Below are 25,975 nucleotides of genomic sequence, written 5' to 3'. Positions count from 1 at the left end.
CAAGGAGAGGAAATGAACGTCCCGGTCGCACCAGGCCGTCGGATCCTGCTGGGACACACGCCTTCGTTGTTGCGGCGGCGCGTCGGGTTCACGTCTTCCCTGCGTGCGCACGGCGATATCGTGCGCCTCTTCCTCGGTCCGCTGGAGACGTATTTCGTGACGAGCCCGGAGTTGGTCAATCACGTCCTCGTCACGCAGGCGACGAGCTTTTCGAAAGGGATCATCTTCGACCGTTTCCGGCCGTTCATGGGAAACGGGCTCGTCATGTCGGAAGGTGCCTTCCACCTGCGGCAGCGCCGGCTGGTGCAACCCGCGTTCCACGGTGCCCGGCTCGCCGCCTACGCGGACACGATGGTGCGGGTCACCGAGGAACTGACCGGCAGCTGGCGGGCGGGCGAGGTCCGCCGGCTGGACGCCGACATGCAGCGGCTGGCCATCACCGTCGTCGGGGAGACCCTGTTCGCCACCGAGCTCGGGCGGCGGGCCGTCGCGGAGGCACGCCGGTCGATCCCGGTGGTGCTGAAGGCGGGGATGGTCCGGGCGTTGTCCCCGAGGTTCTTGGAGCACGTCCCGGTCGTCCCCGCCAACCGGCGGTTCGACCGGGCCGTCGCGCGGCTCCGGGGCATCGTGCACGAGGTCATCGCCGGGTGGCGGGCCACCGGGGAGGACCACGGCGATCTGCTGTCCATGCTGATGCTGGCCCGGGATCCCGGGACCGGCGAGGGGATGACCGACGACCAGGTCTACGACGAGGTGATCACGCTGCTGACCGCAGGCAGCGAGACCAGCGCCGTCGCGTTGACCTGGCTCTTCCACGAGCTGGCCCGGCACCCGGAGGTCGAGCGGCGGGCGCGGGCGGAGGTGGACGAGGTGCTGGCCGGCCGCGCGGCCACCTTCGCCGATGTCGCGAAGCTGACGTACCTGCGCCGGATCGTCAGCGAGGTCCTGCGGATGTATCCGATCTGGATCCTGATGCGGCGTGCCCTGCGGGACGTCGAGCTCGGCGGGGTGCGGCTGCCCGCCGGTACGGAGGTCATGTTCAGTCCCTTTTCGCTGCACTTCGATCCGCGGTTCCACGAAGACCCGGAGCGGTTCGATCCCGATCGCTGGTTGCCCGAGCGGGCGGCGCGCATCCCGAGAGGCGCGTATGTCCCGTTCGGTGCGGGTGGCCGGCAATGCATCGGGCAGGCGTTCGCGCACACCGAGATCACGGTGGTCGCGGCCACCGTGCTGGCCGGGTGGGAACTGTTCCCGGTGCCGGGGGTGCCGGTGCGCTTGACGGTCACTTCGGCGGCTTATCCCGACCGGATGCCGATGACCGTGATCCCCCGGCGGGTGGGCTGACCGGACCGGTAAACCGATTTCTTGATCGCATCACCAAATTGATCTTTTCGGAGGTAATTTCTCGTGTCCGAATTCCGTGGTGGGATGACGCGCGCCGCCGGTCGTCGCCGGCGGGCCGTCGTGCTCGTGCTGGTGGCACTCGGCTTCCTGGTCCTGCCCGTTTCCGCCAGTGCTGACGGCGCGAGCTGCCGGGAGCTGTATTTCCCGGTGACGCTCGTGGCGCTGCCGCAGACGATGCACGGCACCCTGTGCGAGCCGGCCGGCGGGTCGCACACGGTGCAGGTGCTGATTCCCGGCGGCACGTACAACAGTTCGTACTGGGATATCGGGTACCAGCCGGAGATCCGGTCCTACCGGCTGGCGATGACCAACGCCGGGTACGCCACGCTCGCGCTCGACCGGCTCGGCACCGGGGGCAGCACCACGCCGCCGAGCGCGGTGCTGACGACGATCACCGAAGCCGCGGTGGTGCACCAGGTGATCCAGGCCGTCCGGTCCGGTACGCAGGGGCCGGGGTTCGGCAAGGTGATCCTGGCCGGGCATTCGTTCGGGTCCGGTACCGCCAGCATCGAAGCGGCCACGTTCCACGACGTCGACGCGGTGCTCGTCACCGGGCTGGCCCACCGGTTGAACCTCGCCGGGACGACGGCGGTCTTCGCCGCCACTTACCCGGCCCTGCTCGATCCCCGGTTCGCGGCCGGCGGCTACGACCCCGGTTACCTGACCACGCTGCCGGGCAGCCGGTACTCGATCTTCCACGCGCCGGGTCCGCAGGTGGGCGGGGCGATCGCGTTCGACGAGGCGACGAAGGACACCTCGGCGTACGAGCAGGCGGCCGACCTGTTCCCGCTCGGCATCATCGCGCCCTACTCGCTGCTGATCGACCGGCCGGTGATGGTCGTGCTGGGGCAGGACACGGTGTTCTGCGGGCTGCTGGCGACCAACTGCTCGTCGGCCGGCGGGATCAAGACGTCCGAGACGCCGTACTACCGCGCCGGGCTGGACCTGACGACGTATGCGCTGCAGGGCTACGGGCACGCGATCAACTACGCGCCCAACGCGCCCGACTACTTCCGGGCCGTCGTCGACTGGGCCGATCGCAAGGTCGGCCGCTGAGGAGCGCCTCGAAGCCCGCGCATTGCCGGGACCGGGAATCCCGAAAGTTTCGCATTCCGGTGCCCGTGTAAATTTCACCATTCCACTGTCCTATGTGGACTATCGACAGGCCGTTGAGGTGGGAAAGCGCCCCGGTCCGGCTTCCGGGGCGCTGCTCCCGGTGCATGCGCATTGACAATTCCGCTTCGGGAAGTCCAGTCTTGCCCGACGCATGTTAGCGATAACAGTCGTCGTCTTGCTCATGCGGATACCGATCTGGCCGTCCAACGGCGGGTAGCTGACCGGGAGAAGGTCGTCATGAACAGAAGAAGTATCAGCCGCGGGAGCCGGCACCTGATCGCCGTGCTCGCCGCCGCGGCGACGGTCGCGGTGACGGCGTTGTTCGGGGCCGGCGCGGCCCAGGCCGACGTCACCGGCGCCCTGCGCGGCGTCGGTTCGGGTCGCTGCCTGGACGTCCAGAACGCCGGCCAGACCGATGGCACCGGCGTGCAGATCTACGACTGCTCGGGCGGTGCGAGCCAGCAGTGGACCTCGACCGGCAGCGGTCAGCTGACGGTGTTCGGCGGCAAGTGCCTGGACGTCGCCGGCAGCGGCACCACGGCCGGCACCAAGGTGCAGATCTGGACCTGTCACGGCGGGGCCAACCAGCAGTGGCGGGTGAACGGCGACGGCACGGTCGTCGGCGTGCAGTCCGGGCTCTGCCTGGACGTCAACGGCGCCGGCACGGCCAACGGCACCGCGGTGGCCGTCTGGACGTGCCACGGCGGCACCAACCAGAAGTGGACGGGCCTGTCCGGCACGCCGACCACGACCACGCCGACCACGACGACGACCGGCACCGGCTGCTCCTTGCCGTCGACCTACCGCTGGTCGTCCTCCGGTGCGCTGACGCAGCCGAAGAACGGGTGGCTGTCGCTCAAGGACTTCACCAACGTCGTCTACAACGGCAAGCACCTCGTCTACGGGTCGACGGTCAACTCGTCCGGGTCGTACGGCTCGATGGCCTTCAGTCCCTTCACGAACTGGTCCGACATGGCCTCGGCCGGCCAGAACGGGATGAACTCCGGCACCGTCGCCCCGACGCTGTTCTATTTCGCGCCCAAGAACATCTGGGTGCTGGCCTACCAGTGGGGTCAGTGGCCGTTCATCTACCGCACCTCGAGCGACCCCACCAACCCCAACGGGTGGTCCGCGCCGCAGCCGCTGTTCACCGGCAGCATCTCCGGCTCCGGCACCGGCCCGATCGACCAGACCCTGATCGCCGACGGCACGAACATGTACCTGTTCTTCGCCGGCGACAACGGCAACATCTACCGGGCCAGCATGCCGATCGGGAACTTCCCGGGCAGCTTCGGGTCGAACTACACGACGATCATGAGCGACACGCAGGCCAACCTGTTCGAGGCGGTCGAGGTCTACAAGGTCCAGGGCCAGAACCAGTACCTGATGATCGTCGAGGCGATGGGTTCGGGCGGGCGCTACTTCCGGTCGTTCACGTCGAACAGCCTCAGCGGTTCGTGGACCCCGCAGGCGGCCAGCGAAAGCCGGCCCTTCGCGGGCAAGGCCAACAGCGGTGCCACCTGGACCAACGACATCAGCCACGGCGACCTCGTCCGCACCAACCCGGACCAGACCAAGACCATCGACCCCTGCAACCTCCAGCTGCTCTATCAGGGCAAGGACCCGGGGGCCGGCGGCGACTACAACCGGCTTCCCTGGCGGCCGGGCGTACTGACCCTGCAGCGCTAGCCGGGGCGGGGGCGTCTGCGCCGGCCGGGAACGCACCCAGGACCACATCGGGTGCATCCGGACCCCGCACGCCGGCCTCCCCACCCGGCCCCCGGCGGCCAACTCACCAACCGGAACGGCCAACTCACCCGCGGGAACGGCCAACTCACCCACACCACCGGTGAGTTGGCCGTTCCGGTGCGTGAATTGGCCGTTCCGGGCGGTGAGTTGGCCGACTTACCACTCACGGTCGAGGCGAGTAGGTCACGGTCGTCCCCTCGCGCACGCAGGTCGCCGCCGAAACCGGCGGTGCGACCGTCAGGGGGACGACGCCGGGACCGCACACCGGCAGCGGTGGCGGCGGGGCGTTGCCGCCCGAGGCGAATCCCACCACCGCGGCCACCGCGCCCGCCACGACGAGCACACCGGCGCCGGCCCACGCGAGGCCGCGCACCGGCCGCACCGGCCGCACCGGCCGCACCGGCGCTTCCGGCGGTGAGACCCGCGGGCGGAGCACGTGCGCGCCATCGCGGACCTCGATCGCGAACGACTCCGAACGCTCCGCCCGGAAGCCCTCCTCGTCGGCGAGGAACCGGTCGTAAACCGCAAGCGCCGTGGTCCTCGCCCGGGCCAGCGCCGCCGCGACCGTCCCGGGTTCGCCGTCCGGGCACAGGAACCCGTACAGCAGCACGAGCGGGCGGCCGTACTCGTCCCGCGGTTCGCCGTGGGCCTCCGCCTCGGTCACGGGGTGCTCGGCCCAGACGAGCACCCCGTACGGCGTCGGCGCGGCGCGCGAAGGCACGTCGTCCAGGGGCGTCGCCGTGGCTTCGAGGAAGCCGTGCTCCCGCAGGAAGCCCGGGACCACCAGCGCCGAATAGCCGCGCCGCCGGCCGCGGGCGACCAGGAACGGCCACGCCCGGCCCGTCACCAGTCACCCCAGCGGTCGCCGCCGAGGCGGGAGACGGGCAGTTTCGCCTCGAGCACCGCGACCTGCCGCTGCAGCTCCGCGACCACCCGGCGGCGGGCCTGGACGTAGTGCTCCGCCAGCCGGTCGGCCTCGCCGAGCCGGGCCTGCCGGGCGCTGCGCCCGGCTGGGTTGTCGTGCGGCAGCGTGTCGAGCAGCAACATCAGGCCGGATTCGGCGACCAGGCCCGCGCCGAGCGCCGAGGCCAGCACCCGCGCGGCGTGCGCGGTGAGGTAGGTGCCGAGGGTCCGCAGCGCCTCGGCGGGGCCCATCCGCATCCGCTGTTGCGCGGCCGCGAGCAGCTCCGCGCGGGTGGCCCGGTCGAGGGCGAGTTCGGTCTGGCGCAGGATGTCCGGCACCACCACCGACAACGCGGCTTCGACGTTCCCGGGCCGGAACCGGCCGTCGGGCTTCTTCCGGACGGTGCCGCCGGAGAAGACGGCGAAGTCGTGCCCGACCGCGGTCGCCGGGATCAGCCGCACGATCCGCCGGGCGCTGTGCACCTTGACGAGGTCGGCGAACCCCGACGTCGCCATCAGCCGGTCGCGCACGATCCGCAGCCGTTCGTTCTCGTCCGGGTGCAGGTGGTCGAGCAGGTCCCACTTGGTGATGACGAAGGCGATCGGGCTGCGCACCGGCAGCATCGCGTTGATCATCGCGTCCAGGGACGCCTCGAGCATCAGCGCGCCCCGCCGGTCGCCCTGTTCGGCCTGCAGCAGGCGGAAGCCGTCGATGATGCCGACGAGCGCGTCGGCACCGGCGATCGCCCGCAGCAGCGTCGCCTGCGCGGTCGAACCCGGCGCGTCCGGGTCGGTCAGCAGCTCGCCCGGGTATTCGAGGTAGCCGAGCTTGACGACCGGCTCGGCCGCTCCGCCGACGTCGGCCATCACGCTGAACTCGAACTCGCGCAGTTCACCGCGGGTCGTGCCGCGCGGCCACTCTTCGTGGACGTCGGCCGCCTTGCGGTACCACCGGTTCAGCTCGATCAGCTGCTCGTGCGGCACGCGCAGGTAGAAGCCGCGGTCGCCCGGGGTCTGCAGCCGCCGGTAGATCCCGGTCAGCAGCAGGGTCTTGCCTGAGCCCTGCAGCCCGAGCGTGACGATCCGGAACGCCGGGATCCCGCCGGGCGGTCCGGGCAAGGCCGCGGCAGGGTGGTGCGTGCGCTGCTGCCGGCGCACCAGCAGCAGCACGACCACCAGCACCAGCGCGAGAACGATCAGCCCGAGAATCACGGTTTCTCCCCTTCCCTCACCGAGACGGAGCCGCGAGCCGGCCCGGAAATACTCCGGATTCCGCGGTGTATCTGCCGGGCACTTCCGGACTCTGACCGGCACAGCTCCCACCGCGGAAGGAATGACCATGCCGGATCCGAAGACCTACCACGCCCGCGCCGACGCCGGACGCGCCCGGCTGCTGACGGGCACCACCTCGCCGTTCACCATCACCGTCAGGTTCGTCGGCGGGCTCACCCAGGCCCAGCAGGACGCCTTCGCCGCGGCCGCCGACCGGTGGGCCACGGTGATCGTCGGCGACCTGCCGGACGTCGTCCTCGACGGGGAACCGATCGACGACGTGCTGATCGTCGCGAAGGGCGCCGACATCGACGGCGTCGGCGGCATCCTCGGCCAGGCGCGCATCACCCACGTGCGTCCGGCGGGCCCCGAACCGTGGGCCTTGCTGCCGGCCCGCGGCGAGATGACGTTCGACAAGGCCGACCTGGCCAAGATGGAAGCCACCGGCATCCTCGGGGACGTCATCACCCACGAGATGGGCCACGTCCTCGGCGTCGGCTCGCTCTGGGGCCCCAAGGGGCTGCTGGTCGGCAAGGGCACCAGCGACCCGGCGTTCACCGGGCCGGCGGCCATGGCCGAGTACCAGAAGCTGCGCGGTGCCGGCGAGCCCCTGCGGGTGCCGGTGGAGGACACCGGCGGCCCGGGCACCCGGGACGTGCACTGGCGGGAACGCACCTTCGGCAACGAGCTGATGACCGGCTTCGTCGGCCACGCCCCGAATCCGCTCAGCCGGATCACCGCCGCCTCCCTCGGCGACCTCGGCTACCAGGTCGACGTCGATGCGGCGGACGCCTACGAGCTGCCCGCGGACCTGGCGCGGCCGGCCGCGGGCGTGGCGGTGCACGCCCTGGTGGTCACGCCGGCTCCGGTCGAGCTGTCGCGGGAGGGCCTGCGCGGCTGATCGCCCGGACTCGTGGCCGGTTCCGCGGTGGCGGAACCGGCCACGGGTGTTTCAGCAGCTCGAATGCATCTTCAGGTGGGCGAGGTCGGCCCACAGCCCGGTGTCGAAGCTCGCCCAGGCCCGGAACCGGTAGCGTTCGGCGCTGCTCGGCATGTTCTGCACGAACTTGCGCCAGTCCCCGCCGACGGGGTGCTCGGTGGCGAGCGAGCCCAGGATCGCCCGGTTGGCGTCGAGCAGGTCGACGTGCCAGATGACCCAGGCATCGTCGTCGTCCCCACTGGTCACGGTGGCGTCGAAGGTGGCCGTCCCGTCGGGGAACAGGGTCCACTTGGCGCCCTCGAACATCGTGCAGTCGCCCTTCCTGATCAGCCCCCAGGTGAATTCCCACGGCGTCCAGCCGGTGAGCCGTTTCGCTGAGGCGTTCGCCGCCTCCATGATGACCGACGGGTCCATGTCCGCCGCCTTTCCGCTCGTCTCGGTCCTACCGCCGGACAGAGGATCGGGGGAGGCGCTTGATACCGGTCACCGGCCGGGTGTCGCGGGCAGCGCGAGGGAGAGGGCGAGGTTCCCGTCGAGGAACATCAGCCCCCGTTCGCCGAACCGCCGGAAGGCGGCCTCGACCGCGGGAACCCCCACGGAGAGGCCGAGTTCGCGGTGCACGGCCGCGGCGGTGCGGGGCCGCTCCACACAGGCGAGGTAGAGCTCGGCGAGGGTGTCGCGGAAGGTGTGGGTGCCGTGGCTGCCGGGCTGCCGGCCGTCGTAGATCTGCAGGAACCCCGGAGCGCAGCGGTACACCAGCACCGGCGCCGGGTCCGCCCGCCAGGCCGCCGACCACGCCGAAACCGCGTCCCGCAGCGGCGCGTAGACCTCCGGTGGCAGCTCTTCCTCGGGTTCGTACCCGAAGAAGTAGGCGACCCGCCGGACGTCCACTGTGGACGGGTAGACCTGCCGGTAGCTGGGCTCGGGCTCGCGGGCCCGCAACGGAAACCGGCCGGGCTGGGTGAACAACGGGCTGAACCGCTCCAGCCACAGCCGGGCCGCCCCGGCCGGCGGCTGGAGGTGCGTCAGGTACGGGACGACCGCGGCCTGCGCGGCGTACGCCCCGGCCGGCTCGCCCGGGAACCCCCACAGGATGTTCCAGGCGACGGCGATGCCGTAGTACCGGGCCCAGCGCAGGAAGTTGACGTTCTGCGCGGCCCGGACGCCCTTGTCCATCAGCTCCAGCACCTCGGAGCTCAGCGACTCCAGGCCCGGCTGCAACTGGGTGACGCCGGCTTGGGCGAGCAGCTTCAGCTGAGCGCGGGTCAGGTTGGCCTTGACCTCGTAGAAGATCTGGTACTCCCGGCCCGCCTCGGCCAACGCCGGCACCAGCGTCTTGAGGTAACCCGGCTCCATGATGTTGTCGACCGCGTCGAACCGGAAGGTCCGGTAGCGTCGCGCCTGCCGGTCCAGTTCGCCGAGCACCCGGTCCGGCGACTTGGCCCGGAACCGCATGGTGGTGCCGTTGAGCCCGCAGAACGTGCAGTGGTGCTTGGCGCCCCACCAGCACCCGCGAGCCGACTCGAACGGAAGGGCGACGTGCCCGGTCGGCAGCCCGGCTCGCGCCGCCCGCTCGAAGTACTCGTCGTAGTCCGGCACCGGCAGGTCGTCGAGCCGGTCGTGCGGCGCCTCGGCGGGGGTCGCGACGACCTCGTCGCCGTCCCGCCGGGCGACGCCGGGGATCCCACCCGGGTCCGTGCCGTTCGCCAGCGCGGCCAGCAGGCGCGGGAACGCGACGTCACCTTCGCCGAGCACGGCGAAGTCGACGCAGCCGACGGACCGGACCAGCTCCAGGCCCATCTCGCCGTCGAAGTTGGCTCCGCCGAACACGGTGACCACCCCGGGATCGCGGTCCTTGAGCCGGCGGGCCAGCGCGAAGGACGCCACGTTCTGCTGGAACGTGCAGCTGAAGCAGACCACCCGCGCCCCGGCGAGCTCCTCGGCGACGGCATCGAGGAAGGCGGGCACGTCGTGCTCCCGGACGGCCGCCAGCCAGTCCTGCGCCGGGCCGCCCGCGTCGTCCAGATAGGACAGTTCGGCGCCGAGTTCGGTGAGCAGCTTGCCGTCCGGGTCGGGTGCGGCGTCGCCGAACGCTTCGACGGAGAAGAGCCAGTCGCCGAGCTGCCGGCCGCGGTGGTCGGCCAGCCGGGCGTAGCGGTCGAGCCCGATCCGCACGGCGAAGTCGAGGTTCAGGTGCAGGGTGCGCACTCCGAATCCGTGCTGTTCCCCGATCGCTTTGAGCAGCCCGAGCTGGATGGACGGGCGATCGGCGTCGAGGAACGGCATCGAGACGAGAACAGCGGGCGGCATGGTCATGGCCGGGCTCCAACCCTGCGCACGGCGGCTTCGGGCGCTACCTGATGAATGTCGCCTTGATGAACCGGGGCGCCATGTGCACATCCAGGGCGCCGGAATAGTATTTCACGAGCAACTCCGCCTGCTCCGGCTTGAACGACTCGTCGAACTCGGAGCTGAGAGACTGTTCGAACTTGTCCTTGATCGCCTCCTCTTCCGCGGTCGCGAACCAGGCGAGCCAGAGCATGGCGGACAGGAAGTCCTGCTGCTCCTTCGGGAGTGTTTTGGTGAATTCCTTGATCGTCGAACCGAAATCGGCAGATTCCGCTGATTTGTCTTCGGACATTTTTTCCTCCGGTTATGCGGCTATCCATGGTGTACTTCGGCCAGTCTCACCAGTACCTCGTCGGCTTCCGGGTGCGCGAGGTGCACGAGGATGTCGTGGGCCCGCTGCCACCCGGACCGGGCGGCCTCGACCTCGCCCAGGTCCCGGCGGAGGTTCGCGAGTTCGATGAGCACCCGTGCCTCCGTCACGAGGTTTCCGTTGCGGTGCACGATTTCCAGCGCCCGTTCGTAACAGGCGATCGCCCGGGAGTGGTCTCCGAGCTGCTTGTGGGCGTAGCCGATGCTGTGCCAGCTCTGGGTTGCGCCCATCTGGTCGCCGAGCAGCGTTTGCAGGTCGAGCGCCCGCTGACAGTGTTCGATGGCTGTGGCGTGCGCGCCGAGCAGGGTGTGGAACCAGCCGACGGCGTTGAGCGCCGTCGCCTGGCCTGCCTGGTGCCCGGCCGCGCGGAACAGCTCCAGGGCCTGTTCGGCGTGCGCGAGCGCGTTCGCGACGGCTCCTTGCTTGTCGAGCAGCCAGGCGAACTGGCGATGGGCGTAGGCCTGCCCGACGACGTCGGCGCTCGCGCCGTACAACGTCAGGGCGGCTTGGAAATCGTCGCCGGCTTCGGTATGCCTCCCGAACCGGGCGTGCGTGACGCCCAGCTGCAAATGCGCGAACGCCTGCTTCCGCTTGTCGCCGAGGCGACGCGCGGCGGCCAGCGCGGCGACCAGCACGCCGTTCTCATCGTGCCAATACCCGCGCATGTCCAGGAACCGCTGCATCGACCAGGCCAGCTCCCAGACCCGGGCATCGAACGCCACCTCCGCGCGAACGGCCTGCAGCAGCACCCGGTGCTCACCCTCGAACCACGCCAACGCCCGCCGATGGTCGGTGATCCGCTCCGGCTCGGCTCCCGCCGGCAGCGGAGTCAGCTCGGGCGGCACTTCCAGCCGCGGGTCGAGGAACCCGTCGGCCAGGTACGCGGTGTGGGCGTAGTGGCCGAGCATCCGGTGCACCGCGGCCTCCCGCCCCGCCGGAGACTCCTCCTCATGCGCCAGTTCGCCGGCGTAGGCACGCAACAGGTCGTGCAGCGTGTACCGGCCGGGGACCGGCTCGGCGATCAGGTGCGCGTGTGCCAGTTCGGTCAGCAGCGCCCGGGCGCGTCCCGCGGGCAAGCCGGCCAGGCTCGCCGCCGCGGGGGCGGCGATGTCGGGGCCGGGGTGCAGGCCGAAGAGGCGGAACAGCCGGGCCGCCGCGGGGTCCAGGCGCAGGTACGACCAGGAGAACACGGCACGGGGGTCGGTCGCCGGGTCGGCGGCGGCGAACTCGTCCAGGCCGCGTGCGTCCCGCAGCTGGCCGGCCAGTACCGCCAGCCCGAATCCGGGGTGGATCGCCGCGCGGGCCGCCACCACGGCGAGGGCCAGGGGCAGGTGGGCGCACAGGCCGATGATCTCGTCGGCCGCGGCGGGTTCGGCCGCGATCCGGTCCGTGCCGATCCGGCGGCGCAGCACCGCCCGTGCCTCCGCGGTGTCCAGGAGGTCGACGGCGAGGGGGTGCGCGCCGGCCGTCACCAGGCCGGTGAGCTGGTCGCGGCTGGTCACCAGCACCACGCTGCCCGGCGCGCCGGGCAGCAGCGGACGGACCTGGCCGGCGTCGCGGGCGTTGTCCAGCACGACCAGGGCACGCCGGTTCGCCAGCAGTGTCCGGTACAGCCCGGCCTGCGCGTCCAGGGTGCGGGGGATCCGGTCGTCCGGGACGTCCAGCGCTTCGAGGAAGCCGCGCACCGCGTCGGCCGGGGCCACCGGTGACCCGGTCGGGTCGAAGCCGCGCAGGTTCACGTACAGCTGGCCATCGGGGAAGTCGCCGGCCGCCGCGTGTGCCCAGTGCAGCGCCAGCGCGGTCTTGCCGACCCCGGCGGTGCCCGACAGGACGACGATGCGCGGTGCGGGGGACCGCTCGCTCTTGATCTCGTCGAGGCGGCGCAACGCCCGTTCCCGGCCCGCGAAACCGGGCGTGTCCGGTGGCAGCTGCGCCGGGGTGGCGGCGGGCGCGGCGCGCGGCCCGGGCGGCAGCTCGCCCCGCAGGATGTCGCCGTGCAGTGCCCGCAGTTCGGCGCCGGGGTCGGTGCCGAGTGCGTCGGCGAGCCGGGTCCGGACGGCGGCATAGCGTTCGACGGCCTCCGCGGCACGCCCCGCGGCGTGCAGCGCGCGCATGAGCAACGCTTCGAGCGGTTCGGCGAGCGGGTACTCCGCCGCCAGCTCGGGCAGCGCGGCGATGACCGCGCCGGGCCGGCCGAGCCGCAGTTCCAGCTCGCCCCAGGACACCGCCGCGTCGAGCCGGCGGTGGTGCCAGGTCGTGCGGACCCGCTCGGCCCAGTCGCCGTGGAGACCGGCCAGCGGCGCACCCCGCCAGCCGCGCAGAGCTTCCGACAGTGCCGCGGCGCGGTCGGCGTCGGTGGCGTGGTGGTCGTTCCCCTGGTCGACCAGGTGAGCGAATCGGTGCAGGTCGACGACGGCCGGGTCGATTTCCAGCACGTAACCCGCGGTTTTCCGGGTGACCCCGACCGGGGTGCCGGCCAGTTCCGTCACCCGATCGAGGAGCCGGCGTATTCGGCTCAGGTGGGAATAGACCACATTGCGGGCTTCTTCCGGCGGGTTCTCTCCCCAAACCCGGTCGATGAGCGTTTCCATCGGAACCGGGCGGGGGACATCGACCGCCAATGCCGCGAGAACGGCCTCCTGACGTGGTGTCCCGACGTCGAGCCGCTGTCCCGCGACGCGTAGCTGCACCTCCCCGAACAGCAGAAATTCCATGCGGCGGACTCCCCGTGCTCGACACGTCCGAACCGGCCACGTCGATGCTGCCCGCACCGCAAGGTCTCTGCAAGGTCGCCGAACAGGGCGTGGCGAAATCGTGAACCCGGGAACAGCCGAGTACGAGGAGGGACCATGCAGGACGAGTCGCCGGCCCGATTGCTGGAAAATGCGGCCCGGGGTGCGGAATGGGCTTGGCGTGACCTGGTCGCCCGCTATTCTTCGCTGATCCTCGCGGTGTGCCGGCACCACCGGATCGGCGACGCGGACGCTCAGGACATCACCGGCGCGGTGTGGCTGCAGCTGGTGGCGAACCTGGCGCAGATCCGCGAACCGGACGCGCTGCCCGGCTGGCTGCGCACCACCACCCGGCACGAGTGCCTGCGGCTGCTGCGCCACCGGAGCCGGCAGATTCCCACCGAGAGCACGATGTTCGCCGATGCGGCGGACCCCGCACCCGACGCCACGGTGATCGGAGCCGAACGCCTGGTCGCCGCCCGCCGCGCCTGCGCCCAGCTGTCCCGGCAGGACCGGCAGCTGCTCTCGCTGTTGTTCGACGACCCGCCGAAGTCCTACCGGGAAATCAGCGCGACGCTGGGAATCCCGGTCGGCTCGATCGGCCCGTCGAGGGCGAGGTGCCTGGCCAGGGTGCGCCGCACGCCGGCGATCGCGGCGTTGCTGGCCGGGTAGCGGCAGGATTTCCATGGGCACACTTCCCGGAGCGGGCGGGCCACCGCTTGATACCCGCGGAATGCGCGGCCGGTGTCACGGTGGCTGGTTCTGGAACTGGAACTGGACGCGCACCGAGCCGTCGAGGGGGACGATGATCGTCGAATTGCTCGCCGACCAGTTGTCGGCGACGAGGAACATCCGGTCCTTGCCGTGGATCAGCAGACGCAGGTGCCGGTACCGGTAGTGGAACGTCTGCCCTTCGGAGGGCGGCAGTTTCGTTTCCTGGATGCCGGGACTGCGCAGGAACAGGCTTTCTTTGGTGTCGAGGATGACGCTGGGCAGTTTGCCGAGGCGATTCGCCTGGTCCATCGCGAGTCCCCGGCCGGACCACTGGGCCACGGTGGCGGTCATCCAGAACGCGCTGACGGCCACGACGAGGTAGACGAGCGCGGTCGAGGTCCGGCGGAACGGCGTCGCGGGCACCGGAGGCCGCAGGAGCCGGCCGAGGGCCGACCCGGCGCCGGACAAGGTGCAGCCCGCCGCGATCAGCAGCGGCGTCACGAGCCCGTACAGCCGCCAGTCACGCAGGATCAGGTACCCGAGGAGCAGCAGGAGGCCGCCGGCCAGGCAGGCCAGCCCGGCCACCTGCCCGCCGCGGCCCAGCCGGCGCATCCGCCGGACCGTCCGGGCGGAGGCGGCGGGGTGGATCCGCCGCCGGACAGCGGAGTGCACCGCGACCGAGCCGGCCCCGGCCGCGGCGAACACCAGCAACGGCGTCAGCAGGGGCTGCGGGCTGCGCATGATGTAGTCCTGCGTGCCCAGCCCGATCGTGTCGACGTCGACGCCGAAGTACTCGTACTGCGAACGCGCCGAGACGTAGCCGAAGTAGAACAGCAGCGCGCTGAGCAGTGTCAGCGGCGGGATGACGGCCTTGCCCGCCTCGACGAGGCGTTCGAGCCGGCTGTTCTCCTCCACGGCGTCACCCGCTCGAGCTCGGCGAGGCCTCGGTCGTCGACGATTCCGGCTCGGTGGTCCCCTCCGGCCGGGACAGGCCGATCGCTCCGGGGTTCACCCGGGCCGTCAGGTCCCGGCACGAGCCTTCTCGTCCGGCCCCGCAGGTGAACCCGCCGGCGAACTTGAGCTGCGCGCCCTCGTCGGTCCCGGGTCCGGTGATCGTGACGGAGCAGCGGTCCTCGCCCGAGCGGAAGGTGAACGACGCGCAGCCGCGACGCCCGCCGCACCTTCCGCCCACCCGAAAGCCCTCCGGCGGATCGGCCCAGATCCGGGTGACCGTGACGCCGCCGTCCGGCAGGGTCTCCGGCTGCAGCCAGCTCGCGGTCGCGCACAGCGTCCCGGACCCGGCGGGGACGGCGTTCCCGCCGACCGGCAGCTCGGGGATCGAGATCGCGACCCCGTGGTCACCGGTCCGGGGGCTCTCCGGACCGGTCGGCTCGGTGCCGGGGTTCGGCGGTACGGATTCGGTGGTGGCGGTGCTCTGGCCGGTGCTGCTCGGCGCCTCGGGCACGGCCGGGGCCGAGCAGCCGGCCACGCCGAGGGCCAGCACCACGATCGCCCGGCGCGAACGGAACAGGTTCATCGTGATTCCTCCTCGGCGTGCAGAGCCGCGGGGGAGCGTCCTGATACACCGGCGTCGGTCCACCGTCACGCTGGGCTGAGCGGCCCTTCGTGCCCGGGCTCCGGGACCCCTGAACGGACGGGCGAAGGTTACAAATCGGGTATTCGAGGCGCGAACGGAGAAAGATCGCGCCCGGACGGGGGCAGGATGGCAGCCGGTTCTCGCATGGAACTCGCGGAGGTTCGGATGGGTGCGCAGATCGTCTCGATTTTTCTGCCGGCGGCGCTCGCGCTGGTGATGTTCGGCCTCGGCTTGTCGCTGACCCTGGCCGACTTCGCCAGGGTGGTGACGTATCCGAAGGCCGCCGTCGTGGCGCTGACGTGCCAGATCTTCGTGCTCCCCGCCATTTGCTACGGGCTGATCGTGCTGTTCGGGCTCAACGGCGTGCTGGCCGTCGGGATGATGCTGCTCGTCGCCTCGCCCGGCGGGACGTCGGCAAACCTGTTCAGCCATCTCGCGGGTGGTGATGTCGCGCTCAACATCACCCTGACGGCGATCAACTCCGTGCTCGCGGTGTTCACGCTCCCGCTGGTGGTCGCCTGGTCGCTGGCGCGGTTCATGGCCGACGACGCGTCGATCGGGCTGCAGCCCGCGAAACTGGTGCAGATGTTCGCGGTCGTGCTCATCCCGGTGGCGATCGGCATGGGGGTCCGGCACCGCTACCTCGGCTGGACCGAGAAGATGCAGAAGCCGGTCAAGATCGCGTCGGTCGTCGTGCTGGTGCTGGCGGTCACGTTCTCCATCGCCGGGAACTTCAAGCTGCTGCTGGACAACAGCGACACGCTCGGGCCCGTGGCGTTGCTGCTTTCCGTGCTGAGCCTGGCGGTCGGTTACGGCGTGCCGCGGCTGCTGCGGGTGGAGCGGCGGCAGGCGATCGCGTCGGCCATGGAGATCGGCATCCACAACGCCGCGCTGGCCATCACGCTCGCCATGTCGGTGCTGGGCAGCGAACCGATGGCGGTCCCGGCCGGGATCTACGGCACGGTGATGTTCGTGCCCGCGGCGATCGCCGCCTACGCGTTGTCCCGCAAGCGTTCCCGGGTCGTGAGCGTCTCGGGCGCCTAGTACTACAGGGCTAGATCGTTGCCTCGGTGCGGCCGAAGACGGCCTGCCCGGGACAGCCCCGACGCCGGCCTGCCGTGGCTGGTCGTGAGTGTTTTTTAGGGTTAGAACCCTAATTACCACTCACGACCACCCAGCCACCGCAGACGGTGACTCTACTCACCCAGGTCACTCGAAGCACGCCCCGAGGGCTGAGCCGGCGTTCGCCGGCCGTGGGCCGGATGGACTAATCTGAGCCGGGACGAGCGCCGAGGGGGCGGGGATGCTGGAAGGGCTGCTGTCGGCCGACGCGGGAGCGCTGTACGAGGCCATGGTGCGGTCCGGGCCGGTGCCGCTGGACGACCCCCGCGCCACCAGCCCCGGGATGCAGGAGCTGGTGGATCGCGGTTTCGTCCGCCGTGACTACCGCGACGACCCGGTGCTGGCACCGATGGAACCGATCCGGGCCGTCGACCACGCGATCCTCGGCGCGCAGCAGCGGCTGGTCGAGCAACAGCGTCAGATCGTCGCGGCGCGCCAGCAGCTGGACCTGCTCCAGACGGTCTACCGGGCCACCCATGGCGGCGGCAGCGACGTGGCCGTCGAGGTGCTGTCCGAGCCGCAGCGGATCGGTGCGCTGTCGCTCGAGCTGTGCCTGTCCGCGAAGGAGGAGTTCCTCACCTTCACCACGCGGCACTTCAAGCGCAAACCCGACGCGAACACCGCGATGGCGCTGCCCGACGCGGTCACCGAGCGCGGGGTGCGGCTGCGCAACGTCTACGAGCGCGCCGCGCTGGAGTTCGAGGGCGCGAAGGGCGTCGTCGAGGCCAGCATCGCCGCCGGCTGGAACATGCGGGTGGCGCCGGAGCTGCCGATGAAGATGGTGATCGCCGACCGCCACTCGGCGCTGATGCCCCTCGACCCCAGCGGGATGGAAGGCGCGGTCTTCGTGCGCAGCCCGACCATCGTGGCCGCGCTGCGGATGCTGTTCGAGCTGGTGTGGAGCCAGGCCGTGCCGATCGGCGACGCCGGCGGACAGCAGCGCCACGGGCTGACCCCGACCCAGGCCAAGGTGCTCGACCTGCTGGCCACCGGGATGACCGACGGAGCCATCGCACGGCACCTCGACGTCAGCGAGCGGACCGTGCGACGCCACGTCCAGGGCCTGCTCGACGCCCTGCAAGCGGACAACCGGGTGGCCGCGGTCCACGCGGCCACCCGGCTCGGCTGGCTGGGCTAGTCCAGCTTCTTGCAGGCGCCCCCGCCCGCCGTCCAGATCCAGACGCACTTGGTGGTGGGGTCCTGGACGGCCGCCGCCTCCGGCGCGGCCAGCGCCCCGAACGCGATCGTCGCCGCGATCCCCGCGACCAGCCCGGCCAGCATTCGCTTGATCATGTCGTCCTCCCCGCGAAAGCGATCTTTGACATGTGACAAGTTAGGCGGCGATGTCTTACGCGGGGAGAGCAACTCCGGCCACTGTCCGGATCCGGTCACGCGGCACCGTCCGGGCGGTCGTGGCCCGCTGGTTCCCCCGCCGGCTCCGGGCTCCGCACCCAGTGCAGGCTGTCCGGCTCCGGCCACCACCCCGGCGGGTCCGGACGGGGACCGCCGCCCGGTTCGCCCCACCAGCGGGCGGCCTCGTCTCCCATGGCGCGACGTCCCCAGGGCCGGGGCTAGGCGCCGAACGGCTGGGCCGACAGCAGCGTCTGCGTCCAGCCCGTGGTGTCGACCGGGTCGGTGCCGAAGCCCTGGATGTCGGAGCCGTCGAAGTCGAACGGGTTGTGGTCGTGGTAGCGGTACAGCGCGCCATCGCGGGTCTGGCCGTAGTACAGGCCGTAGCCGGGTGACACGATCTGGTCGAAGGTGCTCCAGCGGTCGGCCAGCGTCTTGCCGGTCCAGGTGTAGTCGGCGGCGATGTGGTACGAGCGCAGGACACCGGTGGTGCTGATGCCGACCAGCCAGTCGTCGCCGGTGGCGGCGATGGTGCGCATGGTGAACCCGGTACCGATCACGGCTCGCTGGCCGATCTGGTTGCTCGCCGGCTTGGGCCGCGAGACCACGTAGGACATCAGGGTGCTGCCGGCGATGCCGTAGAGGTGGCCGTGGCCGTCGTAGGTCAGCATGTCGTGGGTCCAGCCGCCGCCGAGCGAGACGGGCGTGCCGAGCTGCAGCGAGTTGTTGTTGGTGATGACGTCGACGCGGTAGAGCACGCCGGCGGGCGACGTCGCGAGCACGGTGTTGAAGTTCAGCGTGGCCAGCGCCTTGGGCGTGAACCCGAGGTTGTCGGAGGAGACGAGGGTCTTGGTGCGGTCACCGGTCTGGGAGTTGATGGTGCTGTAGGTCAGCCGTCCGTCGGACAGCGCGCCGTAGACCGACACGGTCGCCGAGGACGGGCCGCTCAGCTCGTCGACGATGCGCTGCGCGTCCGCGGCCTGCGGCTGGTAGCGCTCGGGGAAGGCAGAGCGCTGGACCCGCTGGCAGACATCGCCGATCGCAGCGGTGCGCCAGCTGCCGTTCGGGTAGAAGTCCTGCATCACGTCCAGGAACGCGTTGGTGGCCCAGGCCGGGTTGAGCCGCTGCGACTCGGTGCCCCAGGAGTCGAGCTGCTGGAACAGGCCGAGGCTGGTGTGGTCGACCTTCTCGCTGATGTTCTCGATCAGGGATTCGACGATCGTGGTGGTGACGGCGATGACGGCCGCGCGCTCGTCCAGCCCGCGCGCCTGCACGGCGTCGATGACGGCACGGGCGCAGGACACCCGGTAGGGGGTCATGTGCCCCTTCAGCGTGCCGGTCAGGACGGTGTTGAGCCGGGTGGCCGCGGCCGTGTCGGCCGCCGTCGGGCCGCCGTTGACGCAGGCCACGGTCGGGTAGGCGGCCAGCTGCTCCATCCGGGCAGCCATGGCGTCGGACTCGGTGGTGGCGCTCGCGGCCGTGGCGCCGGCGGTCAGGACGGCCAGCGCGGCGAGGCCCGCGGCGATCAATCTGGTGGTGTGCAAGGGAAACTCCAGGGTTTGTGGGACGGTGCCGCGGCCCGTGCCGCGGCACCGTGCGGGAAAGGGGGACGATCAGGCGCCGGGCGGGGAGACGTAGCCGGAGATCAGCACGTTGTCCCGGCCGGAGCGGGCCGCGTCGGGGTCGATCACCCGCCGCGTCACCTTGCTGTCGACGTTGCCGCCGACGACGGTCAGCGTGCCGTCGGGGTGCACCGCGGTGATCACGTCGACGTGACCGCCGGTGGTGCCGTCCGGCGGGCCGTAGATGACCCAGTCACCGATCTTCGGGCTGCCGTGCGAGCTGCCGGTCCGCGACTTGAACAGGTCGTGGTCGACGCCCCACTTGCCGAGGGCGCGGGCGATGAAGGTGCCGCGCGGTACGCCGGAGACGCCGGCCGCGGACCAGGTCCAGGTCGCGAACATCGCGCACCAGTCGAGCGCGCCCCGGTCGCAGGCGTCGTTGTACTTGTCGCAGCTCGCCTCGGTGGTGCCGACCTCGCCGGTGGCGAGGGTGGCGATCTTCGAGCGCAGCGGCTTGACCGGCGTGGTGCTGGTGCAGCCGGCGGGGTCGGCCGAGAGCAGGTACTGCGTCCAGCCGCGCGAGGCGACCGGGTCGTTCAGGTGGTAGGCGATGTCGGTCCCGGACCCGTCGGCCGGGTCGTCGTCCTCGTACCAGTACATGGCGCCGTCGGGGTTCTTGCCGTAGTAGAGGCCGCCGCCGGGGGAGACGAGGTTTTCGAAGCTCTGCCAGCCGGCGTCGTCGAGCTGCGCGCGGGTGTAGGTGGTGCCGGTCTGCGAAACGGTGTAGCTGATCAGCTGGCCGTCGGCCGCGGTCGCGATGAGCCGGTCGTCCCCGGACGCGGAGAGCGTCTTGAGCGCGAACCCGCCGCTGCCGATCTCCCGGCGCTGCCCGATCTGGTTCGCGCCCGGCTTGGGCGCGGAAACGAGGTACTGCAGCAGCGAACCGCCGGAAGTCGTGCCGTAGAGGTGGCCGTGGCCGTCGTAGGCCAGCAGGTTGTGGGTCCAGCCGTGCTGGACGTCGACGGGGTCGTTGAAGGTGAGGCTGCCGCTGTTGGTGAGGATGTCGACGCGGTAGAGGACACCGGCCGGGGAAGTCACCAGCAGCGTGTTGAAGTTGAGCGTGGCCAACGCCTTCGGGGTGAACCCGAGCGACTTGGAGGAGACGACGACGTGCGTGATGTTGCCGGTGTCCGGGTCGATCGTGGTGTAGCTGAGCCGGCCGTCGGGCAGCACGCCGTAGACCGAGACCCCGCCGGCACACGACGCGGCGGCGGAGGCGGGAGCGGCGGTCAGCGCGGTCGTGGTGAGGCCGCTCAGCAGCACGGAGCACGCCAGCAAAACGGCGCGCATTCTGGTTCCGAACATGGGAAATCCCCTCGTCGAATGGAAGATTGTGTCGGCCGCGGCCCCGGGAAGGCGGCTCGACGCGGCAGAGCATATGAGGGGATTTCGTGGTGGCGCATGAGCTGATCCGGCCACTGGCCGCTTGCGGACACGGCGACGTTCAGGAAACCGTCGCCGCGATCCTCATGGCTTCCTCGAAGGTGAACACGCCTTCCAGCCGGCAGGTGACCGCGCCGCGCTGCCAGACCAGCGACTGCGCGGCGAGCCGGGCCGTTTCGGTGCGCCACTCCCCGGCCCGGTCGACGTACATCAGCGCGTGCGGCCGGTCGATCCAGATCGCCGGTTCGCCGCCGACGCTCACCCGCCGTCCGCCGGACATGCCGAGGAACTTCTCGAAAACCGGCCCGAGCTGCCCGTCGAACTCGTCGACCCGGACCGCTCCGCCCTGGTACAGCAACGAAACGACCCGCGTCGGGTCGCCGGTGATCCGGACGTCGTCCGGCGGCCCGAGTGCGGCCGGGACCCCGATCGGGAACGCGGTCAAGCGGCGCGCTTCGGCGAGGTCCACCGAACGCTCGCCGGGGAGCAGGCCCTGCCCACGCACGGTGGGGCCGGGTTCGCTGCGCAGCTCGATACCGGCGAACCGCAGCAGGTCGGTCACCGTCGCGCGAACCGCGGGGGAGAGCGTGACCGCCGCGGCGAACGCCAGCAGGAGCGCCGCGGCGACGGTGGCCCAGCGCGGAATCGCCGGACGCCGGCGCGGCCGGACGGGCAGCCGGGCCAGGACGGCCGCCCGCACGTCGGGGGCCGGCGGCACGTCGAGGCGATCGCCGAGCTCACGCAGTGCGGCGGCGAGACGCTCGTCCTGAGGATCAGTCACCGACCGCCTCCCGGTCCGGTTCGGCCAGCAGCTCCCGCAGCCGGGCGAACGCGCGATGGGCCCGCGACTTCACCGAGCCTCGCGGGCACCCGAGCACCTCCGCCGTTTCTCCTTCCGTGAGATCGAGGAAGTACCGGCAGACGACGACGGCCCGGTTCTTCTCGGGCAGGGCCCGCACCGCCTCCAGCAACGCGGCACCGGCGGCGTCCGACATCGCCTGCGCCGCCGGATCGGTGTCGCGAACCGGTTCCAGGCGCGTCGCGCGCAGCTCGGTCGCGGCGCGCCGGCGGCGGGAGCGGACGAGGTTGTGCGTTTCGTTCGCGACGATCCGCAGCAGCCACGCGCGGAACGAGGCGCCACCGCGAAACGACGGCAGCGCCCGGAAAGCCTTCACGAACGCCTCCTGCACGACGTCTTCGGCCTCGAACCCGGCGCCCAGCAGGTAGGCCGTCCGGTGGGCGAGCGCGGTGTACCGGTCGACCAGCGTCCCGTAGGACGCCGGGTCGCCGCCGCGAATCCGGGCCACCACTTCGTCGTCGTCCGTCGCCCGCCCCTTCCCACCGGTGTGCCACCCTCCTCTACACCGGCCACGGCCGGAAGGTTCCCCGGAACCGGATCGCGGCCCGCGGTGTAGTGCGGGCATGAAGCTACGACTCGTTTCCCTGCTGGGTGCCATCCTGGTGGCCCTGCTGGTGTCGACGCCCGGTGCCACGGCGGGCAACTGGGCGACGACCTACCTCGACCCGCTGCCGGACACCTTCGGGACCGGACAGACCTACACCGTCGGCTATTGGGTGCTGCAGCACGGTTCCCACCCCAGCTACGGAGAACTGGGGGCGACCGCGCTCGTCTTCACGCCCGGGAAGGGCGATCCCGTGGTGTTCCCCGGTGTCGCCCTGCGCGAACCCGCGCACTACGCGGCCGCGATCGCCCTGCCCCACGACGGGATCTGGCGGGTGTCGGCGCGCCAGGGCATCTTCTCCGACTACGAAATCGGCTCGCTGACGGTGCCCGGCCGGCTGGCGGTCACCCCGCCACCGGCCCCGGTGGCCGGTGAAAAGCAGCCGTGGGGTGCGATCCGGCCGCCGGTGATCGCCCTGGACGGCGGGGGAGCGGTGCAGGCTCAGCCGGTCGCTCCGAGCGCGGTGGCGGCCGCACCGGAGTCACCGGCGCCACTGGGGGTGGTGCTGGCGGTGGCCGGCTTGGTCGTCGTCGTGGGGGCTGCGTTCCTCGTCGGCGGGCGGCGCATTCAGCGCCGGCTGCGCAGGCGTGCCCGGGAGCGGTGATCAGCGGCGTCGGAGGTCTTGAATGACTCATTCAGGACCTCCGACGCCCTGAATGAGTCATTCAAGGCATGGGGGCCGGAGGGGTTGCTCCAGCTGCGTGTTCGAGGACCGGACGAACGAGTCGGCGCAGCCGCACGAACCGCGGATGGTGAGCCGGGTGGGGAGGGTCCGCAGTCCGGTCGGCCGCGGCTCGTCGCCGAGGGCGGCCACGAGCAGTTCGGCCGCCAGCCGGCCCATCTCGAAGATCGGCTGCTCGGCGGTGGTGAGGCCGGGGCTGGTGTAGGCCGCGTACTCGATGCCGTCGAAGGAGGCGACCGCGAGATCGTCGGGGACCCGCAGGCCGCGGTCGGTGGCGGCCCGCAGGAGGCCGAGCGCGGCGAGGTCGCTGGTGACGAACAGCGCGGTCGGGGCGTGCGGGCCGGCGAGCAGTGCTTCGAGCGCCTCGTAGCCGGCCCGGCCGCCGAACGGGCGGCGCAGCACCGGCAGGGCGGTGAGCCCGGCTTCGCTCAGGGCGCGCTCGTACCCGGCCACGCGGTCGCGGGAGGTCGAGACGTCCGGCCCGCTCAGGCAGGCGATCCGCGTGTGGCCGTGGCCGATGAGGTGCGCCACGGCCTCCCGTGCCCCGTCGACCGCGTCGGCCACGACGGTGGGCAGGTCCCCGTCGCCGAACGACCGGTCGACGAACACCACCGGCGTCGGGATCTTCGCGTACTCCGCGCGCAGCAACGGGCTCGTCGTCGACGGGATCGCCAGCATGCCCTCGACCTGCCGGTCCAGGAACGCGCGCAGGTAGCCGAGCTCGCGGGTTTCGTCGTCGGCGGCGTTGCCGACCAGCAGCGGGTACCCGAACCGGTGCGCCGTCTCCTCGACCGCGCGGGCGAGCAGCGCGAAGTAGGGGTTCGCGCTGTCGGGGATGACCAGTCCGAGGGCGTGGCCGCGGGCCATCCGCAACGACCGGGCCACCGTGTTGGGCCGGTAGCCGAGCTCCTCGATCGCGGCGAGGATCCGCTCGCGGGTCTCCGGGGCGACGCGCCGGGGCCCGTCGTTGAGCACGTAGCTGACCAGCGCCGGAGACGTCCCCGCCCGCCGGGCGACGTCCGCCCGCGTCACCGCCATCCGTGCACTCCATTCCTCGGCCCGAGTCTTGACCCCGAGTCTTGACCCCCGAACCTTGACAACCAGTGTGCCAGAGCACAGGATGCCTCATCAACACGAGTTGACGGCGCCTCACTCGTGAAGTCAACCCCAGAATCAACACGAGTTGAATCGCTCCGACCAGGGAGAACGCACATGGGAAGCTGGAACCTTCGCCGCATCGTCGCGGTGACGGTCGCGGCCGTCGCGGTCACCGGACTGACCGCGGCCTGTGGCCGCGGTGGCGACGACGCCAAGCAGGCGAGCGGTCCGCGGATCGCCATCGTCACCCGCAACTTCACCAACCCGTACTGGGCCGCGCTGCGCGACGGCGCGCTGGCCGAGGGCAAGCAGCGCGGCGTCGAGGTCAACGTGCAGGCCGGCACGTCCGAGACCGACGCCGACGGCGAGAACGCGAAGATCTCCACCCTCGCCGGCCAGGGCTACGACTGCTTCGGCGTCGTCCCGGTCAACGCGAGCAACGTGATCACCCCGCTCGTGCCGGTCGCGCGGGCCAAGACCCCGATCCTCAACCTCGACTCGCAGATCGACCCCGCCGCCTCGAGCGCGGCGGGCGTCTCCTACGCGTCGTTCATCGGCTCCGACAACATCGCGGCCGGCACCCTGGCCGGGCAGAAGATGCTGACCGCACTCGGGGGCAGCGGCAAGGTCGTCATCCTGCAGGGCATCGCGGGGGAGCAGAACGGCATCAACCGCGAAAAGGGCTTCACCGAGGCGACCGGCGGCAAGCTCGACATCGTCCAGCGCGCACCCGCCGACTACGAGCAGGACAAGGCGCTGCAGGTCACCGAGGCGATCCTCAAGGCCCATCCGGACATCACCGGCATCTTCGCCGCGAACGACACCATGGGCCTCGGCGCCGTCCAGGCGATCAAGAACGCCGGGCTGGCCGGCAAGATCAAGGTGATCTCGGTCGACGGCATCAAGGACGCGCTCGCCTCGGTCAAGAACGGCGACCTCTACGGCACCATCACCCAGTACCCGTACGCCGAAGGCCAGCTCGCGGTCCAGGCGTGCATCGCGGCGCACTCCGGCAAGCAGGTCCCGCAGCGGGTCGTCGCGCCGATCGCGTTCATCGACACCTCGGTCGTCGACCAGCAGCTCGCTTCGTTCCCGAAGCCGTTCGCGCCGTTCGACAACCCGCTCGCCGCGCTGGTCGCCGGATGACGGCCACGGCGGCCCGGCCGCGTTCGTTCGACCTCGCCCGCGCGGCCGACTACGCCGCTCCCGCGGCGCTGGTCGTGGTGTGGGTCGCGTTCTTCATCGCGACGCCGCACTTCCTGACCCTGAGCAACATCGGCGACCTGCTGGTCGCCTCGTCCATCCTGGCCGTGCTGGCCCTGGGCCAGCAGTTCGCCGTCGTGGTGGCCGGCATCGACCTCTCGGTGGGCGCGAACCTGCCGTGGGCGGCCGCGCTGCTCGGCGCGACCGCGACCGCCGGTGTCCCGCTGGGCCTGGCGATCCTGATCGCGATCGCGGGCAGCGTCGTCGTCGGCCTCGTCAACGGGTTCCTCGTCGGCTACCTGAAGATGACCGACTTCATCGTCACGCTGGGCTCGCTCAGCGTGGTCAGCGGCATCACCCTCCTGCTGACCGAGGGCAACACGGTCGCGGTGTCCTCGCCGTTCCTGCAGTCGATCGCCCTCGACGGGATCGGTCCGGTGCGCTGGTTCTGGCTGATCGCGCTGGCCGCCGCGGTGCTGGTGTGGTTCACGCTGTTCCGCACCCGCGCCGGCACGCACCTGCTCGCCGTGGGCGGCGGCTCGGACGCGGCGCTGGGCTCCGGCATCCCGGTGCGGCGGGTGCGCCTGGCCGCCTACGCGGCGTCCGGCCTGCTGTGCGGCGTGGCCGGGGTGATGCTGGTGGCCCGCAACGGCGGCGCGGACCCGTCGCTGCAGACCAACTACCTGCTCAGCTCGATCGCCGCGGTGGTCCTCGGCGGGTCGTCGCTGTTCGGCGGGAAGGCCTCCGTGGTCGGCTCGGTGACCGGTGCGGTGCTGCTGACCAGCCTGGTCAACGGCTTCACGATCATCGGCATCTCCCAGTACTTCCAGACGATCGCCGTCGGCGCGGTGGTGCTGCTCGCGGCCCTGCTCGCCCGGTTCCGGAAGTGAGGCGGCACATGACTCG

Annotated in this window: 25 protein-coding genes; 10 read left to right on the top strand and 15 right to left on the bottom strand. The window is 71.3% G+C overall.

What is annotated here, in order from left to right:
• Nucleotides 1–12 precede the first annotated feature (12 nt).
• The 3 genes from ACLJQF_RS27035 to ACLJQF_RS27025 all read left to right on the top strand — a co-directional run bounded on the left by ACLJQF_RS27035 (nt 13) and on the right by ACLJQF_RS27025 (nt 4,209).
• Entirely contained in the window at nt 13–1,344 is a 1,332-nt protein-coding gene (locus ACLJQF_RS27035; protein WP_410612660.1) for a cytochrome P450, read from the top strand.
• An 84-nt stretch (nt 1,345–1,428) separates the two neighbouring features.
• The gene (locus tag ACLJQF_RS27030) at nt 1,429–2,460 is read left to right on the top strand and encodes an alpha/beta hydrolase (RefSeq protein ID WP_410612658.1); all 1,032 of its coding nucleotides are present in this window, start codon (nt 1,429–1,431) and stop codon (nt 2,458–2,460) included.
• Nucleotides 2,461–2,757: 297 nt separating this feature from the next.
• Nucleotides 2,758–4,209, top strand: a complete 1,452-nt coding sequence (locus tag ACLJQF_RS27025) for a non-reducing end alpha-L-arabinofuranosidase family hydrolase (protein ID WP_410612656.1) — start codon at nt 2,758–2,760, stop codon at nt 4,207–4,209.
• Between the two features lie 223 nt (nt 4,210–4,432).
• Here ACLJQF_RS27025 and ACLJQF_RS27020 read toward each other — a convergent pair whose 3' ends face one another.
• Nucleotides 4,433–5,116 carry a hypothetical protein gene (locus ACLJQF_RS27020; protein ID WP_410612654.1) on the bottom strand — a complete coding sequence of 228 codons (684 nt, stop codon included), beginning with the start codon at nt 5,114–5,116 and terminating at the stop codon, nt 4,433–4,435.
• Nucleotides 5,113–6,384 carry a hypothetical protein gene (locus ACLJQF_RS27015; protein ID WP_410612652.1) on the bottom strand — a complete coding sequence of 424 codons (1,272 nt, stop codon included), beginning with the start codon at nt 6,382–6,384 and terminating at the stop codon, nt 5,113–5,115. Before ACLJQF_RS27015 ends, ACLJQF_RS27020 begins: the two co-directional genes overlap by 4 nt.
• A gap of 127 nt (nt 6,385–6,511) precedes the next feature.
• On the opposite strand from ACLJQF_RS27015, the gene ACLJQF_RS27010 reads away from it, so the two are divergent.
• Nucleotides 6,512–7,345 carry a leishmanolysin-related zinc metalloendopeptidase gene (locus ACLJQF_RS27010; protein ID WP_410612650.1) on the top strand — a complete coding sequence of 278 codons (834 nt, stop codon included), beginning with the start codon at nt 6,512–6,514 and terminating at the stop codon, nt 7,343–7,345.
• A 51-nt stretch (nt 7,346–7,396) separates the two neighbouring features.
• On the opposite strand, the gene ACLJQF_RS27005 is transcribed toward ACLJQF_RS27010, so the two are convergent.
• From ACLJQF_RS27005 to ACLJQF_RS26990, 4 genes are all read right to left on the bottom strand, one after another.
• Complete coding sequence (locus ACLJQF_RS27005; RefSeq protein WP_410612648.1) at nt 7,397–7,798, bottom strand: DUF6294 family protein; 402 nt, start codon at nt 7,796–7,798, stop codon at nt 7,397–7,399.
• Nucleotides 7,799–7,867: 69 nt separating this feature from the next.
• Nucleotides 7,868–9,700 carry a RiPP maturation radical SAM C-methyltransferase gene (locus ACLJQF_RS27000; RefSeq protein WP_410612647.1) on the bottom strand — a complete coding sequence of 611 codons (1,833 nt, stop codon included), beginning with the start codon at nt 9,698–9,700 and terminating at the stop codon, nt 7,868–7,870.
• Nucleotides 9,701–9,737: 37 nt separating this feature from the next.
• Nucleotides 9,738–10,025, bottom strand: a complete 288-nt coding sequence (locus ACLJQF_RS26995; RefSeq protein ID WP_410612646.1) for a hypothetical protein — start codon at nt 10,023–10,025, stop codon at nt 9,738–9,740.
• 20 nt (nt 10,026–10,045) lie between these two features.
• Entirely contained in the window at nt 10,046–12,817 is a 2,772-nt protein-coding gene (locus tag ACLJQF_RS26990) for a BTAD domain-containing putative transcriptional regulator (RefSeq protein WP_410612645.1), read from the bottom strand.
• A gap of 135 nt (nt 12,818–12,952) precedes the next feature.
• Here ACLJQF_RS26990 and ACLJQF_RS26985 point away from each other — a divergent pair, with 135 nt between their 5' ends.
• Nucleotides 12,953–13,507: an RNA polymerase sigma factor gene (locus tag ACLJQF_RS26985; protein WP_410612643.1), complete on the top strand. Its 555-nt coding sequence runs from the start codon at nt 12,953–12,955 to the stop codon at nt 13,505–13,507.
• 75 nt (nt 13,508–13,582) lie between these two features.
• Here the strand turns inward: ACLJQF_RS26985 and ACLJQF_RS26980 are convergent, their stop codons facing one another.
• Both ACLJQF_RS26980 and ACLJQF_RS26975 read right to left on the bottom strand, forming a co-directional pair.
• The gene (locus tag ACLJQF_RS26980) at nt 13,583–14,464 is read right to left on the bottom strand and encodes a hypothetical protein (protein ID WP_410612642.1); all 882 of its coding nucleotides are present in this window, start codon (nt 14,462–14,464) and stop codon (nt 13,583–13,585) included.
• 4 nt (nt 14,465–14,468) lie between these two features.
• Nucleotides 14,469–15,086 (bottom strand): hypothetical protein, encoded by a 618-nt coding sequence (locus ACLJQF_RS26975; protein WP_410612641.1) that lies wholly within the window; start codon nt 15,084–15,086, stop codon nt 14,469–14,471.
• A gap of 225 nt (nt 15,087–15,311) precedes the next feature.
• Here ACLJQF_RS26975 and ACLJQF_RS26970 point away from each other — a divergent pair, with 225 nt between their 5' ends.
• Both ACLJQF_RS26970 and ACLJQF_RS26965 read left to right on the top strand, forming a co-directional pair.
• On the top strand, nt 15,312–16,190 hold the full coding sequence (locus ACLJQF_RS26970; RefSeq protein WP_410612639.1) for a bile acid:sodium symporter family protein: 879 nt from the start codon (nt 15,312–15,314) through the stop codon (nt 16,188–16,190).
• 259 nt (nt 16,191–16,449) lie between these two features.
• Nucleotides 16,450–17,406: a LuxR C-terminal-related transcriptional regulator gene (locus tag ACLJQF_RS26965; protein WP_410612638.1), complete on the top strand. Its 957-nt coding sequence runs from the start codon at nt 16,450–16,452 to the stop codon at nt 17,404–17,406.
• Here the strand turns inward: ACLJQF_RS26965 and ACLJQF_RS26960 are convergent.
• From ACLJQF_RS26960 to ACLJQF_RS26935, 6 genes are all read right to left on the bottom strand, one after another.
• A complete protein-coding gene (locus ACLJQF_RS26960; protein WP_410612636.1) occupies nt 17,403–17,561 on the bottom strand; it encodes a hypothetical protein in 159 nt (52 codons plus the stop codon). The two genes, ACLJQF_RS26965 and ACLJQF_RS26960, sit on opposite strands and share 4 nt — an antisense overlap.
• 95 nt (nt 17,562–17,656) lie before the next feature.
• Nucleotides 17,657–17,815, bottom strand: a complete 159-nt coding sequence (locus ACLJQF_RS26955; protein ID WP_410612634.1) for a hypothetical protein — start codon at nt 17,813–17,815, stop codon at nt 17,657–17,659.
• A 24-nt stretch (nt 17,816–17,839) separates the two neighbouring features.
• The gene (locus ACLJQF_RS26950; protein ID WP_410612632.1) at nt 17,840–19,162 is read right to left on the bottom strand and encodes a tachylectin-related carbohydrate-binding protein; all 1,323 of its coding nucleotides are present in this window, start codon (nt 19,160–19,162) and stop codon (nt 17,840–17,842) included.
• A gap of 69 nt (nt 19,163–19,231) precedes the next feature.
• Nucleotides 19,232–20,545, bottom strand: coding sequence for a tachylectin-related carbohydrate-binding protein (locus ACLJQF_RS26945; RefSeq protein ID WP_410612630.1), 1,314 nt, complete (start codon nt 20,543–20,545; stop codon nt 19,232–19,234).
• A gap of 139 nt (nt 20,546–20,684) precedes the next feature.
• Nucleotides 20,685–21,404: a hypothetical protein gene (locus ACLJQF_RS26940; protein WP_410612628.1), complete on the bottom strand. Its 720-nt coding sequence runs from the start codon at nt 21,402–21,404 to the stop codon at nt 20,685–20,687.
• Nucleotides 21,397–21,930, bottom strand: coding sequence for an RNA polymerase sigma factor (locus tag ACLJQF_RS26935; RefSeq protein WP_410612626.1), 534 nt, complete (start codon nt 21,928–21,930; stop codon nt 21,397–21,399). The genes ACLJQF_RS26940 and ACLJQF_RS26935 overlap by 8 nt, the downstream gene beginning before the upstream one ends.
• Nucleotides 21,931–22,045: 115 nt before the next feature.
• Between ACLJQF_RS26935 and ACLJQF_RS26930 the strand changes: the two genes are divergently transcribed.
• Nucleotides 22,046–22,690, top strand: a complete 645-nt coding sequence (locus tag ACLJQF_RS26930; protein ID WP_410612624.1) for a hypothetical protein — start codon at nt 22,046–22,048, stop codon at nt 22,688–22,690.
• Nucleotides 22,691–22,747: 57 nt separating this feature from the next.
• On the opposite strand, the gene ACLJQF_RS26925 is transcribed toward ACLJQF_RS26930, so the two are convergent.
• The gene (locus tag ACLJQF_RS26925) at nt 22,748–23,806 is read right to left on the bottom strand and encodes a LacI family DNA-binding transcriptional regulator (RefSeq protein WP_410612622.1); all 1,059 of its coding nucleotides are present in this window, start codon (nt 23,804–23,806) and stop codon (nt 22,748–22,750) included.
• 174 nt (nt 23,807–23,980) lie between these two features.
• On the opposite strand from ACLJQF_RS26925, the gene ACLJQF_RS26920 reads away from it, so the two are divergent.
• Entirely contained in the window at nt 23,981–25,012 is a 1,032-nt protein-coding gene (locus ACLJQF_RS26920) for a substrate-binding domain-containing protein (protein ID WP_410612621.1), read from the top strand.
• Entirely contained in the window at nt 25,009–25,959 is a 951-nt protein-coding gene (locus ACLJQF_RS26915; RefSeq protein ID WP_410612619.1) for an ABC transporter permease, read from the top strand. The genes ACLJQF_RS26920 and ACLJQF_RS26915 overlap by 4 nt, the downstream gene beginning before the upstream one ends.
• Nucleotides 25,960–25,975 lie beyond the last annotated feature (16 nt).

It is taken from the genome of Amycolatopsis sp. lyj-109, assembly GCF_046548995.1.
Lineage (GTDB): Bacteria > Actinomycetota > Actinomycetes > Mycobacteriales > Pseudonocardiaceae > Amycolatopsis.
Note: the sequence above shows the minus strand (reverse complement) of the source record. Positions and strands in the feature narration are given on the sequence as shown.

What these genes read in the sequence shown, in the direction of transcription:
- ACLJQF_RS27035 (WP_410612660.1), top strand. Translation starts at nt 13, where the DNA reads ATGAACGTCCCGGTCGCACCAGGCCGTCGGATCCTGCTGGGACACACG.
- ACLJQF_RS27030 (WP_410612658.1), top strand. Translation starts at nt 1,429, where the DNA reads ATGACGCGCGCCGCCGGTCGTCGCCGGCGGGCCGTCGTGCTCGTGCTG.
- ACLJQF_RS27025 (WP_410612656.1), top strand. Translation starts at nt 2,758, where the DNA reads ATGAACAGAAGAAGTATCAGCCGCGGGAGCCGGCACCTGATCGCCGTG.
- ACLJQF_RS27010 (WP_410612650.1), top strand. Translation starts at nt 6,512, where the DNA reads ATGCCGGATCCGAAGACCTACCACGCCCGCGCCGACGCCGGACGCGCC.
- ACLJQF_RS27005 (WP_410612648.1), bottom strand. Translation starts at nt 7,798, where the DNA reads ATGGACCCGTCGGTCATCATGGAGGCGGCGAACGCCTCAGCGAAACGG.
- ACLJQF_RS27000 (WP_410612647.1), bottom strand. Translation starts at nt 9,700, where the DNA reads ATGACCATGCCGCCCGCTGTTCTCGTCTCGATGCCGTTCCTCGACGCC.
- ACLJQF_RS26995 (WP_410612646.1), bottom strand. Translation starts at nt 10,025, where the DNA reads ATGTCCGAAGACAAATCAGCGGAATCTGCCGATTTCGGTTCGACGATC.
- ACLJQF_RS26990 (WP_410612645.1), bottom strand. Translation starts at nt 12,817, where the DNA reads ATGGAATTTCTGCTGTTCGGGGAGGTGCAGCTACGCGTCGCGGGACAG.
- ACLJQF_RS26985 (WP_410612643.1), top strand. Translation starts at nt 12,953, where the DNA reads ATGCAGGACGAGTCGCCGGCCCGATTGCTGGAAAATGCGGCCCGGGGT.
- ACLJQF_RS26975 (WP_410612641.1), bottom strand. Translation starts at nt 15,086, where the DNA reads ATGAACCTGTTCCGTTCGCGCCGGGCGATCGTGGTGCTGGCCCTCGGC.
- ACLJQF_RS26970 (WP_410612639.1), top strand. Translation starts at nt 15,312, where the DNA reads ATGGGTGCGCAGATCGTCTCGATTTTTCTGCCGGCGGCGCTCGCGCTG.
- ACLJQF_RS26965 (WP_410612638.1), top strand. Translation starts at nt 16,450, where the DNA reads ATGCTGGAAGGGCTGCTGTCGGCCGACGCGGGAGCGCTGTACGAGGCC.
- ACLJQF_RS26960 (WP_410612636.1), bottom strand. Translation starts at nt 17,561, where the DNA reads ATGATCAAGCGAATGCTGGCCGGGCTGGTCGCGGGGATCGCGGCGACG.
- ACLJQF_RS26955 (WP_410612634.1), bottom strand. Translation starts at nt 17,815, where the DNA reads ATGGGAGACGAGGCCGCCCGCTGGTGGGGCGAACCGGGCGGCGGTCCC.
- ACLJQF_RS26945 (WP_410612630.1), bottom strand. Translation starts at nt 20,545, where the DNA reads ATGTTCGGAACCAGAATGCGCGCCGTTTTGCTGGCGTGCTCCGTGCTG.
- ACLJQF_RS26930 (WP_410612624.1), top strand. Translation starts at nt 22,046, where the DNA reads ATGAAGCTACGACTCGTTTCCCTGCTGGGTGCCATCCTGGTGGCCCTG.
- ACLJQF_RS26925 (WP_410612622.1), bottom strand. Translation starts at nt 23,806, where the DNA reads ATGGCGGTGACGCGGGCGGACGTCGCCCGGCGGGCGGGGACGTCTCCG.
- ACLJQF_RS26920 (WP_410612621.1), top strand. Translation starts at nt 23,981, where the DNA reads ATGGGAAGCTGGAACCTTCGCCGCATCGTCGCGGTGACGGTCGCGGCC.
- ACLJQF_RS26915 (WP_410612619.1), top strand. Translation starts at nt 25,009, where the DNA reads ATGACGGCCACGGCGGCCCGGCCGCGTTCGTTCGACCTCGCCCGCGCG.